Here is a 14,840-nt window from a genome sequence, read left to right on the forward strand (position 1 = left end):
CCTCGCCCCGTCGGCCGCCGGCATGTCCTGCACCGGGACGCCCTCCGCCGCCGCGGGCGCACGGCCGAGCCCGCCATGAGCACCGAGGGGCCCCGACGATCCGCAGATCGTCGGGGCCCCTCGTGCCGGGCGGCGGACTCAGCCCTGCGGCACGTGCTGATCGTGCCCGGCCGAGCGCAGGCCCTCGCGGATCCGCTCTGCCGCCTGGTCCATGGCCGCCTGATCCGGATCGTGATCGGCATTGGCGAAGTCGAAGTCCTCGATCGAGGAGACGGGCCACACGTGGACGTGGCAGTGCGGGACCTCGAAGCCCTGGATCATCTGGCCCACGCGCCGGGGGCGGAAGACCTCGCGCTGGGCCTGGCCGACGCGCTGCGAGACCAGCATGAGATGCGAGGCCAGCTCGGGGTCGAGATCGAGCCAGTGATCGACCTCCTGGCGGGGCACGACGAGCGTGTGCCCGACGGACAGGGGGTCGGCCGAGAGGAAGGCGACGCACTGGTCGTCCTTCCACACGAAGCGCCCGGGGATCTCTCCGTCGATGATCCTGGTGAAGATGGTCGCCACTGGGTCCTCCTAGGTGATGGTGTGCGGGGCGGAACGAGCCGGGCCGGTCGGCTCAGGCCTCGACCCGGGTGCCCGGGTCCAGGTGGATGTACTCGGTGCCGTACTTGGCCGCGAAGGCGGTGACCTGCTTCTCCACGATGCCGAATCCGTTGTCCGAGAGCAGCGCGTCGTGGATGGGGTAGGCCTTCTCGGCCCGCAGGGCGACGAGGAAGTCGATGACCTCCGCCATCTTGGACCACGGGGCGTGCAGGGGCACGAGCACCGTGGACGGGGTGATGCCGTGCGGGATCACGAGCGAGTCGCCGGGGTGGTAGACCGTCTCCTCGATGAGGTAGCCCACGTTGTCGACCGTCCGGATCAGGGGGTGGATCAGCGCGTGCTGCCCGCCGAAGGTCCGCACGCGCACGCCGGAGAGATCGAGCTCGGTCTCGGCGTCGACGTCGTGGATGCGGGCCTGCCCCCGCGAGTCCGCGGCCTCCTCGCCGAGCTGGCCGCGCAGGTCGGCGGCCACCGATCCCGGCGCCCAGACCTGGAGGTCGCGGCGATCGCGCAGCTGCGCGGGGACCCGCTGCGGATCGAGGTGGTCCGGATGGGTGTGGGTGATGAGCAGGTGATCGGCGCCTGCCATGGCCTCCTCGACCTCGGAGAAGGTCCCCGGATCGATGACCAGCACGGTGCCGTCGATCTCGAGGCGGACGCAGGAATGGGTGTACTTGGTCAGCTTCACGATGCGCTCCTGACGGGTGCCTGCACCGGCGGTCCGGCCGCGCGGCGGCGCGGCGCTGCCGGTGCTCGGCTCCCAGCCTACTGATCTCGCCCGTCCGCGCATCGGCCCGGGTAGCATGGCAGGGCCCCTGCCCGTGCCTCCGAGGCCGGGCGCGATCGTCGAGGAGGCCCCGTGAGCACGCAGTCCGCCCCGCAGCCGCAGGCCGCCGTGCGCGTGACGCGACAGCGGCGCGCCGTGCAGGCGGCCATGTCCGTGCAGGCCGACTTCATCTCGACGCAGGACCTCCATGCCGCCCTGCGCGAGCGCGGCGAGTCGGTGTCCCTGGCCACGACCTACCGGATCCTGCAGTCCATGGCCGAGACCGGGGAGGTCGACGTCCTGCGCAGCGAGGACGGCGAGTCCATCTACCGGCAGTGCGCCGCCGAGCACCACCACCACCACCTGGTCTGCCGGCGATGCGGTGCGACCGTCGAGCTGCAGGCCCCCGAGATCGAGCGCTGGACCGCCCGGACCGCCGAGGACCACGGGTTCACGCAGGTGGATCACACGATCGAGATCGTCGGGCTGTGCGCGCGGTGCTCGGCCGGCGCTCACGACGACGGCACGGCCGGGGCCCCCGAGGACGGAGCCGATCCCGCATGAGCCCCACCGCGACGGGCCCGCTGCAGCAGGAGCCCCTGATCCTCCTCGTGGCCCATCCGCGCGGCCGGGGCGCCGCCTCGGCCGACGCGGTGCGGCGGACCGCCGCGATGCTGCGCGCCGGGGGCTTCGGCACCGAGCTCGTGGAGACCAGCCGGGACGCAGGCGGCCCCTCCGCAGGGGTTCCGTGGGGCGCCTCGCTGCACCGCAGGCTCGCCCGGGCGGAGGAGGAGGCCCGGCCCCCGGCCGCCGTGGTCGCCGTCGGCGGCGACGGCATGGCCCACACGGTCCTCAACGTGCTCATGGAGCGCCGCGCCCTGGGCGGGGCCCCGATCCCGTTCGGGCTGGTCCCGGCCGGCACCGGCAACGACCTCGCCCGGCACATGCGCCTGCCGGAGGACGACCCGGAGATGGCCGCGGGCCGCGTGCTGCGCCGCCTGGATGAGGGGCCGCGGGCGATGGACCTGGGCCGCATCGAGCTCGCCGACGGCACGCGCCGCTGGTTCGGGACCGCCGCCTGCTGCGGGATCGACGCGGCGGTCAACGAGCTGGCCAACTCCTGGTCCTGGCCCCGCGGGGGCGCCAAGTACCTGGCCGCCCTGCCGTTCGAGGTCCTGCGCTTCCGGCAGCCGTTCATGGGCCTGGCGATCGACGAGCCCGGCGGGCGCACGCACCTGAGCGGGCGGCGGACCCTCATGCTGACCGTGGCCAGCACGTCGTCGATCGGCGGCGGGCTGCGGATCGTGCCCGGTGCGGATCCCTTCGACGGCCGCCTCGAGGTCTTCCGGGTCCGGGCCCTGTCCCGCGGGCGCATCCTCCGGCTCTTCCCCCGGCTGATGCGCGGGACCCACACGGACCTGCGCGAGGTCGAGATCATCCCGGCGCTGACGGCCGAGATCGATGCCGAGACGCGCGTCTACGCCGACGGCGAGCGCGTGGGCTCGGGCCCGGCGGTCATCTCGGTCGCCGCCGCGGCGCTGCCGGTCCTGCTCTGACCCGTTCCGCTCCCCTGCGCGTCGGCGCGCGCGGAGCCGGCCGCGCGCCTGCGGCCGATCAGCGCGGCGATGCCCCAGATCAGGAACGAGATCGTGGTGACGTAGGGGCTGATGGGCAGGGATCCGCCCAGGGCGAGCAGCGTGCCGCCCACCATGGAGAGCTCCGCGAAGAGCACCGACAGCGCGACGATCCGCCCCGGCGAGGCCGTCAGGCTCATGGCCGCCGCAGCCGGGGTGACCACCAGGGCCAGCACGAGCAGCGCGCCGATGATCTGCACCGACAGCGCCACGGCCACGCCCAGCAGGAGCATGAACACGATCGACAGCCCGCGCAGCGGCACCCCGCGCGCCTGGGCCACCGCCGGGTCGAGGCTCGCGAAGCTCAGCGGCCGCCAGATCACCAGCAGCCCGGCGATCACCACGACGGAGAGCACGGCCAGCGCCGCGAGCTGGACCTCGGAGACCGAGACGATCTGACCGGTCAGCAGCGCGAACTGATTGGCGCTGCGGCCCTGGTAGAGCGACAGCGCCAGGATCCCCACGCCCAGCCCGAAGGGCATGAGCACGCCCACCACCGAGTTGGCCCCGCGGGAGCGGGCCCCCAGCACCCCGATCAGCAGGGCGGCGACCACCGAGCCGATCAGCGACCCGGTCACGATCGAGGTCCCCGCCAGGAGCGCGATGGCCCCGCCGGCGAAGGACAGCTCCGCGATGCCGTGGACGGAGAAGGGCATGTCGCGCATCACTACGAAGGTGCCGATGATCCCTCCGACGAGCCCCACCAGGGCTCCGGCCCACAGCGAGTTCTGCAGCAGCACGAGCACCTCCGCGTAGCGGTCGAAGACGAAGACCTGCTCCAGCAGGCCCGACAGCGTGAGATCCCCCCTCATCGCGGGCTCCTCTCCGCGGGGGCCTCGGCCCCCGGTGCCATGTAGGGATCGGAGGCGTGGCCGATCACGGGCTCCACGACGTCCTCGACGTGGTGGGCGTCCTCGCGCTGGGCGCCGGCGACGATCACGCGCCCTCCGGCGCGCACGACCTCGACGGGCGATCCGTAGAGCTCGCTGAGCACCTCGGAGCGCAGGACCTCCTGCGGCGCGCCGATGCGGAAGGCGCCGTTGGCCAGGTAGAGGACCCGGTCGACGTCGTCGATGATCGGGTTGACGTCATGGGTCACGAACAGCGTCGCCGCACCGGTGCGGCGGGACTGCTCGGCCACGAGGGAGGCGACCTCGGACTGGCGGGTCAGGTCCAGCGACAGCAGCGCCTCGTCGAAGAGCAGCAGCCGCGGATCGGTGATCAGGGCCTGGGCGATGCGCAGCCGCTGCTGCTCGCCGCCGGACAGCGAGCCGACCGGTGCATCGGCATAGCCCAGGGCGCCCACGCGCTCCAGGGACTGCTCGATCCGCCGCCGGGCTTCCCGCCGGCCGCTCAGACGCAGGCCCCAGCGGTGCCCGTCCAGGCCCAGGCCCACCAGGTCGCGGGCCCGCATGGGCGCCTCGGCGGGGAAGGCGCGCTGCTGCGGGACGTAGCCGATCTCGGTCGAGCCCCGGCGCGGGGCATGCCCGAGCACATGCACCGAGCCCTCGCTCAGCGGCAGCAGGCCGAGCAGGACGCGCAGCATCGAGGTCTTGCCGGTGCCGTTGCCGCCCAGCACGGCGATGTACTCCCCCGGGCGCACCTGCAGGTCCAGTCCGGACCACAGGGTCCGCCGGCCGAAGGTCAGCCCCGCTGCCCGGAAGTCGACGACGGGCTCCTCGCTCATCGCAGGTCCTCCAGGGTCTCGACGTTCGAGGCCATCCACTGCAGGTAGCTCTGCCCCTCGGGGACGGTCTCGGTGAAGGACGCGACGTCCACGCCCTCCTCCTCCGCGGTCGAGCGCAGCTGCTCGGTCTGGCCGCTGGCGGTGTGCTCGTTGAAGGCCAGGAGATCGATCCGGTCCTCGGAGACGAGCTGCGAGACCTCCAGGTAGAGCTGCGGCGGGACGTCGGTGCCGCTCTCGATCGCTGCCGTGAACTCCTCGGGGGTCGCATCCTCCAGCCCGGCCTCCTCCAGCAGGTACCCGGCCACGGGCTCGGTGGCCAGGAAGTCGCCCTCGAGCTCGAGCCGCCCGGCCCGCTCGTGCAGGTCGTGCAGCTTGCCGGCCAGCTCGTGGGCCCGGTCCTCGTAGTCCGCGGAGTGCTCCGGGTCCTGCTCGGCGAGCTCGTGACCCACCGCATCGGCCACCGCCTCCATGGACGGCAGGTCGTACCAGACGTGCTCGTTGAACCCGCCGTGGTCATGGCCCTCGTGCCCGTGGGACCCGTGGCCATGGCCGGCGTGGTCATGGCCTCCGTGGTCGTCGCCCTCGTGCTGCGCGCCGTCGTCGTGGCCCTCGTGGGCGTGCGCGTGCTCGGGGCTGTCGTGCGAGTGTCCGCCGGCCGCGCCCTCGCCGTCCTGGAGACCGGAGGTCTCGACCGCGTCCACGACGGGCACCGCCGAGCCGGCCAGCAGGTCGTCCATGAAGCCGTCGTAGCCGCCGCCGTTGACGATCACGAGATCCGCGTCCTCGACCGTCAGGCGGTCCTGGGGCGTGGCCTCGTAGGAATGGGGGTCCTGGGCCGCGGAGTCGATCACGGGAGTGACCTCGACCTCGGGGCCGGCGACCTCGCGGGCGATCTCGGCGTAGACCGAGGTCGAGGTCACGACCTGCAGCTTCTCGTCGTCCCCGCCGGAACCGCCGGCGGGCGCGGAGCAGCCGGCCAGCGCCAGGAGCCCGGCCCCGGCCGCTGCGGCCGTCGTGAGTCGCCGTGGCGCACGGCCCGGTCCGCGACGACGGGAGGGGCCGACGCAGCGGCCATCATGGGCCGCGGCGGAGAGGCAGGCGCGGGCGACGTCCTGTGCAGAGCGCATGGCGGGATCCGATCTAAGCGGCCGAGGCGGCCGCGGGTCTCATCAACCGACCGCGGGGGTCTTGTTGATAATGATTTTCATGAGCAGGGGAGACCCTAGCAGACCGGCGCTCCGTCGACGGCCCGCGCGTCAGCTCCAGCTCTCGGAGCGCGCCTGCCCCTCCTCGTAGCCCGAGCGGCTCTGGATGCCGAGCACTGCCCGATCGGCGAACTGCCGCAGGTCGGAGGCCCCTGCGTAGGTCATGGAGCTGCGCACGCCGGCGGTGATGTGATCGACGAGATCCTCGACGCCGGGGCGGCGCGGATCCAGGTACATCTTGGAGCTGGAGATGCCCTCCTCGAACAGGGCGCGGCGCGAGCGCTCGAAGGCCTCGAGGCCCTCCGTGCGATGCAGCACGGCGCGCGTCGAGGCCATGCCGAAGCTCTCCTTGTAGAGGCGCCCGTCGGCTGCCCGGTTCAGCTCCCCGGGGCCCTCGTACGTGCCGGCGAACCACGACCCGACCATGACCTGACCGGCCCCGGCGGCCAGCGCCAGGGCGGCGTCGCGCGGGTGCTTGACGCCGCCGTCGGCCCACACGTGTCCGCCCAGATCAGCCGCCGCTTCGGCGCATTCGAGCACGGCGGACAGCTGCGGGCGGCCCACGGCGGTCATCATCCGGGTGGTGCACATGGCCCCGGGGCCCACGCCGACCTTGACGATGTCCGCCCCGGCGCCGAGCAGGTCCCGGACGCCGTCGGCCGTCACCACGTTGCCGGCCACGATGGGGTGCGACGGCGCCGCGGCGCGCACCGCGGCGAGGGCCTGCATCATCTTCCGCTGGTGGCCGTGGGCGGTGTCGACCACGAGCACGTCGACCCCCGCCTCGATCAGGGCCCCGGCCCGGGCCTCGACGTCCCCGTTGATCCCGATCGCCGCCGCGACCTTCAGCCTGCCGCCGGCGTCGAGGTTGGGCTCGTAGATGGTCGAGCGCACCGCGGCCTGGCGGGTGATGACGCCCAGCGCGGTCCCGTCGTCGGAGACGACCGGGGCGACCTCGCTGCGGGCCTCGCTCAGCCGGGCGCTGACCGCGGCCATCACGGGCACGAGCGCCGACGGCGCGGCGGACTCGTCGTCCCCCGCGAGATCCCTCGCGGGGACCGCGGGCAGATCCGTGCGCATCACCGAGCGCAGCGGGGTGAACCGGTCCACCTCGCGGCAGTCGGGCTCCTGGACGAGGCCCAGGAGCTGTCCGGGGCCGTCGACGACCAGGACGCTGCCGTGCGCGTACTCGTGCATGCGCGCTCGGGCGTCGTGCACCGAGTCCTCGGCGCGCATGGTCCGCGCGGAGAGGAAGCGCTGCGGACGCTGCTTGACCCATGCCGTCTCCCGGGCGATGACCTCGAGCGGCAGGTCCTGCGGGAGCACGCCGAGTCCGCCCCTGCGGGCCATGGTCTCGACCATGCGCTTGCCCGTCACGGCGGTCATGTTGGCCGCCACGAGGGGGATGGTGGAGCCGGTGGGATCCGAGACGCCCAGATCGACGTCGAAGCGCGAGGTGATCCGCGAGGAGGACGGGATCAGGAACGCGTCGTCGTAGGTGAGGTCGGTGACGGGGGTGTTGAGGAATCGCACGGGCCGAGTCTAGGCCCGGGTGCGCGGGCGGCCGCACGGCTCGAACCTGCTGGCCCTGGCCGACTCGCCCCACTAGACTCCGAATGCATATGAGCGCACCCGGGCGCAGCGCTTCCGGCCCGTCCCGGAGCGAGCCGGGACGGGCGGCTCGACGACGAGCCGCCGGCCGGAGCGGGGCCCCGCGTGCCGCTCTCCTGCGCCGCCGACGGCGGTCGCAGGACACTTGACGACAGAATGAGGCGTAGGCACGTGCCAAGCACACCACGAGATCTGATCCCGGAAGAGTTCGCGGGCAACGAGTGGCTGGTCGAGGACCTCTACGAGCGCTACCGCGAGGACCGCGACGCGGTCGATCGGGACTGGTGGCCGGTGTTCGAGTCCATGGACCGTGCCGCGGCATCCGGTGCGGACGACGCCGCCGCGTCCGGCAGCGCCGGAGCCGGGTCGGAGAAGAGCGAGCGCTCGGCCTCCGAGGCCCCGCAGCAGGCGTCGAAGCCGGCGAAGGCCCCGCAGCCCTCATCCCAGAAGACCACCCCCAAGAGCACCCAGGAGAGCACCCCCGTGGAGTCCACCTCGGCAGGATCCGCAGAGCAGTCCCAGGACGAGCCGCAGGACGAGGTGGTGAAGCTGCGCGGCCCGGCCAAGGCCGTCGCCGCGAACATGGAGGCCTCCCTGTCGGTCCCCACGGCCACCACGGTGCGCGCCGTCCCGGCCAAGCTGCTGATCGACAACCGGATCATCATCAACTCCCACCTCGCCCGCAACCGCGGCGGCAAGGTGTCCTTCACCCACCTGATCGGGTACGCCGTCGTCAAGGCGCTGAAGAACATGCCGCCCATGAACGTCACCTACGACGAGCAGGACGGCAAGCCGGTCGCGATCCGCCCGGCGCACGTCAACTTCGGCCTGGCGATCGACCTGCCCAACAAGGACGGCTCGCGCAACCTCGTCGTGCCGAACATCAAGGGCGCCGAGGACCTGAGCTTCCGCGAGTTCTGGGATGCCTACGAGGACATGGTCGGACGCGCCCGCAAGGGCGAGCTGACCATGGACGACTACTCGGGCACCACGGTCTCGCTGACCAACCCGGGCGGCATCGGCACCGTGCACTCCGTGCCCCGCCTGTCCAAGGGCCAGGCCACGATCGTGGGCGTGGGCGCGCTGGACTACCCGGCGGAGTTCCGCGGGGCCTCCCCCCGCACGCTCGCCCACAACGCGATCTCCAAGGTCATCACGCTGACCTCGACCTACGACCACCGCGTCATCCAGGGCGCCGGCTCGGGCGAGTTCCTCAAGCTGATCGAGTCCTACCTGCTCGGCGACGAGTTCTGGGACGAGGTCTTCCGCGCGCTGAAGATCCCCTACGAGCCGGCCCGCTGGGTCGTGGACAACCAGGTGAACCCGGAGACCGAGGTCAACAAGGTCGCCCGGATCCAGCAGCTCATCCACGCCTACCGCGTGCGCGGGCACCTCATGGCCGCGATCAACCCGCTGGGCTACGAGCAGCGCAGCCACCCGGACCTCGACGTCCGCACGTACGGCCTGTCCCTGTGGGACCTGGACCGCGAGTGGCCCACGGGCGGCTTCGGCGGTGCCCGCCTGCTGAGCCTGCGCACGATCCTCGGCCTGCTGCGCGATGCCTACTGCCGCACGATCGGCGTCGAGTACATGCACCTCGAGTCCCCGGAGGAGCGCGAGTTCTTCCAGGAGCGCCTGGAGAAGGGCTACACCAAGCCCTCCCGCGAGGAGCAGTTCCGCATCCTGAGCCGCCTCAACGCGGCAGAGGCCTTCGAGACCTTCCTCCAGACCAAGTACGTCGGCCAGAAGCGCTTCTCCCTCGAGGGCGGCGAATCCCTGATCCCGCTGCTCGACGCGGTGATCTCGGACGCCGCCGACGAGGGCCTGGCGGGCGTCGCCATCGCCATGGCCCACCGCGGGCGCCTCAACGTGCTCACGAACATCGCGGGCAAGTCCTACGCGCAGGTCTTCCAGGAGTTCGAGGGCGGGCAGGACCCCCGCGCCGAGGGCTCCGGCGACGTCAAGTACCACCTGGGCACCGAGGGCACCTTCACCTCGGATGCCGGCAACCAGACCCAGGTCTACCTGGGCGCCAACCCGTCGCACCTCGAGGCCGCCGACCCGGTCATCGAGGGCGTGGCCCGCGCCAAGACCGACGTCCTGGGCGCCGGCCCGGAGGGCGACGGCACCTTCCCGGTGCTGCCGATCCAGGTCCACGGCGACGCCGCCATGACCGGCCAGGGCGTGGTGTACGAGGTCATGCAGATGGCCCAGCTGCCCGCCTACGCCGTGGGCGGCACCGTGCACATCGTGGTCAACAACCAGATCGGCTTCACCACGGGGCCGGAGGCCGGGCGCTCGTCGACCTACTCGACCGACGTCTCGCGCTCGGTGCAGGTGCCGACGTTCCACGTCAACGCCGATGATCCCGAGGCCGTCACGCACGTGGGCCAGCTGGCCTTCGAGTACCGCGAGCGGTTCCACAAGGACGTCGTGATCGACCTGATCTGCTACCGCCGCCGCGGCCACAACGAGGGCGACGACCCCTCGATGACCCAGCCGGTGATGTACGACGCGATCGACCAGAAGCGCTCGACCCGCCGCGTCTACACCGAGAACCTGGTGGGCCGGGGCGACATCAGCCAGGACGAGGCCGATCGCGCGCTCAAGGACTACCAGGAGCGCCTGGAGCGGGTCTTCACCGAGACCCACGAGGCGCAGACCTCCGACACCCCGCTGGTCACCGGCGACGCCGCCGCGATCTCGAACATCGAGCGGCCCTCCGCCCAGCAGACCGACTCCGGGGTCTCGATCCCGAGCTCGACCGCGATCTCGCAGGAGACCGCCCGCCGCCTGGGCGAGGCCCACCTGGAGTCCCCCGAGGGCTTCACGGTGCACCGCAAGCTGACCAAGCTGCTCGAGCGCCGCGCCAAGATGACCGTCGACGGCGGCATCGACTGGGGCATGGGCGAGATCATGGCCTTCGGGTCGCTGCTCATGGAGGGCATCCCGGTGCGCATGTCGGGCCAGGACGTCCAGCGCGGCACGTTCACCCAGCGCCACGCGGTCCTGTTCGACAACGAGACGGGCGAGCCGTGGGTCCCGATCAACGGGCTGGTCGACGACCAGGAGTCCCTGGCGATCTACAACTCGCTGCTCTCCGAGTACGGCGTGCTCGGCTTCGAGTACGGCTACTCGGTCGAGCGCCCGGATGCGCTGACCGTGTGGGAGGCGCAGTTCGGCGACTTCATCAACGGCGCCCAGACGGTCGTGGACGAGTTCATCTCCTCGGCCGAGCAGAAGTGGGGCCAGCGCTCGTCGCTGGTCATGCTCCTGCCGCACGGCTTCGAGGGCCAGGGCCCGGATCACTCCTCGGCCCGCATCGAGCGGTTCCTGACGCTGTGCGCCGAGAAGAACATGATCGTGGCGCAGCCGTCGACGCCGGCCAACCACTTCCACCTGCTGCGCCGGCAGGCCTACGCCCGTCCGCGCAAGCCGCTGGTCGTGGCCGCGCCCAAGCAGCTGCTGCGCCTCAAGGCGGCCAGCTCGCAGCTCGAGGACTTCACGAACGGCGCGTTCCGCCCCGTGATCGAGGATCAGGCCGAGCTGGACGCGGAGAAGGTCACGCACGTCGTGCTCACCTCGGGTCGGCTGTACTACGACCTGGCCTCCCGCCGGGAGAAGGACGACGACCGCACGACGGCGATCGTGCGCGTCGAGCAGCTGTACCCGCTGCCGCTCGAGGAGATCCGGGCCGAGCTGGCCAAGTACCCGGAGGCCGACGTCGTGTGGGCACAGGACGAGCCGGCCAACCAGGGGCCGTGGCCCTTCATGGCGGTCAACCTGGTCCCCGAGCTGGATCGCCGCGTCCGGCTGATCTCCCGGCCCGCCTCGGCCTCGCCGGCGGCCGGTTCGGCCAAGCGCCACGCGCTCGAGCTCGAGACCCTCATCGAGGAGCTCTTCGACGAGCGCTGAGCCGACGTCCGGCTCGCGCGCACACGCAGCAGAGGCACCGGCGCCCGGTCCTGCCGCTTCCGGCGGGGCCGGGCGCCGGTGCGCGTGGTCCCCGCCCTGCCTGAGCCGGGCGTGACACGATGTACCGTGGGCCCAGCGGCGGCGCCCCCGCGCGGCCCTCGACCCGGCAGCCCCGCCCTGCGAGCACCCCGTCGCCGGGTCTGCGGGCGGAGCCGCACAGATCAACAGCGACGACCCCAAGAAGAGGAACCCCGTGGAGCAACGCAGGATCAGAATGGTCGCGGTCGGCGACGAGCTGCTGGCCGGTGACGGCGACCCCCGAGCGCTGGGCTGGTACGGCCGCGTGCTCGCCCGCACGCCCCATGACGTCGTCCCGATCTCGTCCTACGTCCTGGCCGCTCCGGGCGAGGGCAGCGAGGCCCTCAACGACCGCTGGTTCGGCGAGGCCTCCCTGCGGTTCTCCCCCGGGGCCGACAACCGCCTGGTGATCGCGCCGTCCACCCGCGACGTCGATCTGTCCATCACCACGGCGCGCTCGCGCCTGCACATGGCCAACATGGTCGACACCGCCGCGCAGTCCAACGTCCGGGTCCTCGTGGTCGGTCCCCCGCCCACCCTGGATCCGGACCGCAACCGCCGCATCGCCGACCTGTCCGCGGCCTTCGCCGACGTCGTGACGCGCCGCAACCACATCTACGTCGACACCTTCAATCCGCTGCAGCATCACGAGCAGTGGCGCAAGGACCTCTCGTCCAACGACGGCAGACCCGGGCAGGCCGGCTACGGCCTCATCGCGTGGCTCGTCCTGCATCGCGGCTGGTACTCCTGGCTGGATCTGCCCGAGCCCCAGTGACCCCCCCGCATCCGCGAGGGGCCATCCGGCGCCGTTCACCCGGTCCGCACGGATGTGGAACAATGGGCGGATGCCCGCGACCGGCCACGGGCGGCCTCAGCGCCGACCGGCCCGCGGGCTCCCGACGACCCGAAGAGGAGGCACGCATGAGCAAGCGTGGACGCAAGCGCAAGGACCGCAAGAAGAACAACGCGAACCACGGCAAGCGCCCCAACTCCTGAGCCCGCAGGGCAGGACCGGCGCAGCCGACGGCGAAGGCCCCGACCAGGGCGGCTCGGAACATCCGAGCACTCCGGTCGGGGCCTTCGTCGTGCCGGGGGGGGGGGGGGCACCCCGCACCGCACGTGCGGGAACGGCGTGCCTCAGCCAGTGCGGCTGCGCTGCGCGGACCGCTCCCCCGCGCCCGGGCCGTCCGCCGCCGAGCCGGCATCGGCCGGGCTGTCGCCGGTCGAGCCCGGCTCGCCGCAGGCCTCGTGGATCTTCGCGATGATCGACGAGCGCAGGGTCTCCGGTGCCGTCTCGGTGCACGAGCGCTTGACGGCCGAGCGGATGAACTGCTCCAGGTCGTGCTCGTGGGTGCAGTCGGGGCACTGCTCGAGGTGGTCCGCGATCTCCTGGACGTCCTCGACGGTCAGGGCGCCGTCCAGGTACTCGTGGATCCGCTGGAGCTGGGTGTCCGAGCAGCCGCAGCTCGAGGCGGCCCCGGCATCGTCGTGCTGGCGGTCGGTCATGTTCAGTCCTTCTGCTTCTCGTCGGTGGTGCTGTGCGCGCTGCGGGCCCGGGAGGCGGCGGCGGACCTGGCGTCCTCGCCCGCGCTCTGCGTGGTCGACGACTTGCGGCGCCCGCCCTTGGTCGTGTCGATCCCGCGCTCGGCCGCGTAGTCGCCGAGCATCTCGCGCAGGAGCCGGCGACCGCGGTGCAGCCGCGACATCACGGTCCCGATCGGGGTGCCCATGATCTCGGCGATCTCCTTGTAGGCGAACCCCTCGACGTCGGAGAGGTACACCGCCATGCGGAAGTCGTCGGGCAGCTCCTGCAGGGCGCGCTTGACGTCCGTGTCCGGCAAATGGTCGAGGGCCTCGACCTCCGCGGAGCGCAGTCCCGAGGACGTGTGCTGCTCCGCGCGGTGCAGCTGCCAGTCCTCGACCGTGTCCGTGTCCGCCTGCTTGGGCTCGCGCTGGCGCTTGCGGTACAGGTTGATGTACGTGTTCGTCAGGATCCGGTAGAGCCAGGCCTTCAGGTTCGTCCCCGGGCGGTACTGGTGGAACGCCGAGAACGCCTTGGTGTAGGCCTCCTGGACCAGATCCTCGGCGTCGGCCGCATTGCGCGCCATGCGCAGCGCGGCCGCGTAGAGCTGATCCACGTAGACCATGGCCTCGCGCTCGAAGCGCTCGGCCCGCTGCTCGGGGGTCTCGTCCTCGACGCGCACCGTCTCGACCTGCTCGTCCGCGCCCGGCGCGGCGTCGCCGTGCTCGGGAGGCTCGGCCCGCAGGGTGCGCAGGGACGGGGCCGCGGAGTTGTCTGCATCGCTCATCGCGGACGAGTCTAGGCGGACGGCGGCGCCGTCCCGGGTGCCCGCGGCTGTCGGCATGACGGCTGCCCTCTCCCTCGCTGGTCGTGGACGCCGGATCCCCGGCGGTCCTGGAGCACAACGGGCGGGGACATCCGACTATTCCGCGGGCTCGTCCGCGGTGCTGCGCACGCCGCCGGACCGCGGACGGCCGGCGGCCGATGCCGTGGCGGCACGCGCCCGACTTCGACGCGCACGGGCGCCGCGTCCGACAGCCTGGTTAGGATGGTGGAGGCCGGTGAAACGGGCCACCGGTCCGAGCATCCCCGGACCGCCAGTACATCCAGGAGGACCCCCATGAGCATCGTCCGCATCATCGCCCGCCCGCTGCTGGCCACCGGCTTCGTCGTGAACGGCATCGACGGGTTCCGCAACTCGTCCACGTCCGCCGAGCACCTGGCCCCGGTCCTGACCGGCGTCGAGCGAGCGGTCCCGCAGGCCAAGTCGGCCGTGTCCAACAGCGCTGTCGTGGCGCAGGGCCTGGCCGCCACCCAGGTCGCCGCGGGCGTGGCCTACGGCCTGGGCAAGTTCCCCCGGGCGGCCGCCTCGGTGCTGGTCGTGACCGCGAGCCTCAACGCCTACGTGGACTTCCAGGCCACCGAGCACGGCACCAAGGAGCAGAAGGCCGCCCGCCGCAGCTCGGGCCTCAAGAACGTCTCGCTGATCGGCGCCACCATGCTGGCCGCGGTGGACACCAACGGCCGCCCGTCGCTGGCCTGGCGCGCCCGGCACTTCGTGAACTCGGCGACCAAGTCCGCCAACTCCTTCGGCTCGGACGCCTCCAAGCGGCTCGAGCAGGCCCAGAAGACCGCGGCCAAGTCCACCAAGGGCTCCCGCAAGGCCGCCAAGAAGGCCGCCGAGCAGGCGCAGAAGCGCTCGGCCGAGCGCATCAAGCAGGCCCAGAAGGCCGCCAAGAAGGCCCAGAAGAAGGCCAAGAAGAACCGCTGATCGGGGCCGCCTCGATCACCTCGATGATCCTCGAACGGAGCACTG

At 72.2% G+C, this 14,840-nt stretch carries 14 protein-coding genes; 6 read left to right on the forward strand and 8 right to left on the reverse strand.

All coding sequences use genetic code 11. The features are described from left to right. Positions 1-138: 138 nt before the first annotated feature. Positions 139-567 carry an HIT family protein gene (locus FSY66_RS05655; RefSeq protein WP_144792051.1) on the reverse strand — a complete coding sequence of 143 codons (429 nt, stop codon included), beginning with the start codon at positions 565-567 and terminating at the stop codon, positions 139-141. A 52-nt stretch (positions 568-619) separates the two neighbouring features. Then, a complete protein-coding gene (locus tag FSY66_RS05660; protein WP_144792053.1) occupies positions 620-1,294 on the reverse strand; it encodes an MBL fold metallo-hydrolase in 675 nt (224 codons plus the stop codon). A gap of 171 nt (positions 1,295-1,465) precedes the next feature. On the opposite strand from FSY66_RS05660, the gene FSY66_RS05665 reads away from it, so the two are divergent. Both FSY66_RS05665 and FSY66_RS05670 read left to right on the forward strand, forming a co-directional pair. Then, positions 1,466-1,936: a Fur family transcriptional regulator gene (locus FSY66_RS05665; RefSeq protein WP_144792055.1), complete on the forward strand. Its 471-nt coding sequence runs from the start codon at positions 1,466-1,468 to the stop codon at positions 1,934-1,936. Next, positions 1,933-2,928 (forward strand): diacylglycerol/lipid kinase family protein, encoded by a 996-nt coding sequence (locus FSY66_RS05670; protein WP_144792057.1) that lies wholly within the window; start codon positions 1,933-1,935, stop codon positions 2,926-2,928. The genes FSY66_RS05665 and FSY66_RS05670 overlap by 4 nt, the downstream gene beginning before the upstream one ends. Here FSY66_RS05670 and FSY66_RS05675 read toward each other — a convergent pair. The 4 genes from FSY66_RS05675 to guaB1 all read right to left on the reverse strand — a co-directional run bounded on the left by FSY66_RS05675 (position 2,850) and on the right by guaB1 (position 7,431). Then, positions 2,850-3,818, reverse strand: coding sequence for a metal ABC transporter permease (locus FSY66_RS05675; protein WP_144792059.1), 969 nt, complete (start codon positions 3,816-3,818; stop codon positions 2,850-2,852). The two genes, FSY66_RS05670 and FSY66_RS05675, sit on opposite strands and share 79 nt — an antisense overlap. Continuing rightward, positions 3,815-4,693, reverse strand: coding sequence for a metal ABC transporter ATP-binding protein (locus FSY66_RS05680; protein ID WP_144792061.1), 879 nt, complete (start codon positions 4,691-4,693; stop codon positions 3,815-3,817). The genes FSY66_RS05675 and FSY66_RS05680 overlap by 4 nt, the downstream gene beginning before the upstream one ends. Further along, positions 4,690-5,820, reverse strand: coding sequence for a metal ABC transporter solute-binding protein, Zn/Mn family (locus tag FSY66_RS05685; protein ID WP_144792063.1), 1,131 nt, complete (start codon positions 5,818-5,820; stop codon positions 4,690-4,692). Before FSY66_RS05685 ends, FSY66_RS05680 begins: the two co-directional genes overlap by 4 nt. A 129-nt stretch (positions 5,821-5,949) precedes the next feature. Beyond that, positions 5,950-7,431: a GMP reductase gene (gene guaB1, locus FSY66_RS05690; protein ID WP_144792066.1), complete on the reverse strand. Its 1,482-nt coding sequence runs from the start codon at positions 7,429-7,431 to the stop codon at positions 5,950-5,952. A 249-nt stretch (positions 7,432-7,680) separates the two neighbouring features. Here guaB1 and FSY66_RS05695 point away from each other — a divergent pair, with 249 nt between their 5' ends. From FSY66_RS05695 to FSY66_RS13100, 3 genes are all read left to right on the forward strand, one after another. Beyond that, positions 7,681-11,424, forward strand: coding sequence for a multifunctional oxoglutarate decarboxylase/oxoglutarate dehydrogenase thiamine pyrophosphate-binding subunit/dihydrolipoyllysine-residue succinyltransferase subunit (locus FSY66_RS05695; RefSeq protein WP_396350878.1), 3,744 nt, complete (start codon positions 7,681-7,683; stop codon positions 11,422-11,424). A gap of 253 nt (positions 11,425-11,677) precedes the next feature. Beyond that, a complete protein-coding gene (locus FSY66_RS05700; protein WP_144792070.1) occupies positions 11,678-12,277 on the forward strand; it encodes a DUF459 domain-containing protein in 600 nt (199 codons plus the stop codon). 146 nt (positions 12,278-12,423) lie between these two features. Continuing rightward, positions 12,424-12,498 carry a 50S ribosomal protein bL37 gene (locus tag FSY66_RS13100; RefSeq protein WP_396350882.1) on the forward strand — a complete coding sequence of 25 codons (75 nt, stop codon included), beginning with the start codon at positions 12,424-12,426 and terminating at the stop codon, positions 12,496-12,498. A 141-nt stretch (positions 12,499-12,639) separates the two neighbouring features. Here the strand turns inward: FSY66_RS13100 and rsrA are convergent, their stop codons facing one another. Together rsrA and FSY66_RS05710 are read right to left on the reverse strand one after the other, a co-directional pair. After that, complete coding sequence (gene rsrA, locus FSY66_RS05705; protein WP_144792072.1) at positions 12,640-13,008, reverse strand: mycothiol system anti-sigma-R factor; 369 nt, start codon at positions 13,006-13,008, stop codon at positions 12,640-12,642. A 2-nt stretch (positions 13,009-13,010) separates the two neighbouring features. Further along, positions 13,011-13,811 carry a sigma-70 family RNA polymerase sigma factor gene (locus tag FSY66_RS05710; protein ID WP_313955536.1) on the reverse strand — a complete coding sequence of 267 codons (801 nt, stop codon included), beginning with the start codon at positions 13,809-13,811 and terminating at the stop codon, positions 13,011-13,013. Between the two features lie 333 nt (positions 13,812-14,144). Here FSY66_RS05710 and FSY66_RS05715 point away from each other — a divergent pair, with 333 nt between their 5' ends. Further along, complete coding sequence (locus FSY66_RS05715) at positions 14,145-14,795, forward strand: DoxX family membrane protein (protein ID WP_144792075.1); 651 nt, start codon at positions 14,145-14,147, stop codon at positions 14,793-14,795. Positions 14,796-14,840 lie beyond the last annotated feature (45 nt).

The sequence above is a fragment of the Kocuria palustris genome (assembly GCF_007666205.1).
Classification (GTDB): domain Bacteria; phylum Actinomycetota; class Actinomycetes; order Actinomycetales; family Micrococcaceae; genus Kocuria; species Kocuria palustris_A.

Excerpts from the sequence above, each read along its gene's own strand:
- FSY66_RS05670 (WP_144792057.1), top strand. The coding sequence starts at position 1,933 with ATGAGCCCCACCGCGACGGGCCCGCTGCAGCAGGAGCCCCTGATCCTC.
- FSY66_RS05675 (WP_144792059.1), bottom strand. The coding sequence starts at position 3,818 with ATGAGGGGGGATCTCACGCTGTCGGGCCTGCTGGAGCAGGTCTTCGTC.
- FSY66_RS05680 (WP_144792061.1), bottom strand. The coding sequence starts at position 4,693 with ATGAGCGAGGAGCCCGTCGTCGACTTCCGGGCAGCGGGGCTGACCTTC.
- FSY66_RS05685 (WP_144792063.1), bottom strand. The coding sequence starts at position 5,820 with ATGCGCTCTGCACAGGACGTCGCCCGCGCCTGCCTCTCCGCCGCGGCC.
- rsrA (WP_144792072.1), bottom strand. The coding sequence starts at position 13,008 with ATGACCGACCGCCAGCACGACGATGCCGGGGCCGCCTCGAGCTGCGGC.
- FSY66_RS05710 (WP_313955536.1), bottom strand. The coding sequence starts at position 13,811 with ATGAGCGATGCAGACAACTCCGCGGCCCCGTCCCTGCGCACCCTGCGG.
- FSY66_RS05715 (WP_144792075.1), top strand. The coding sequence starts at position 14,145 with ATGAGCATCGTCCGCATCATCGCCCGCCCGCTGCTGGCCACCGGCTTC.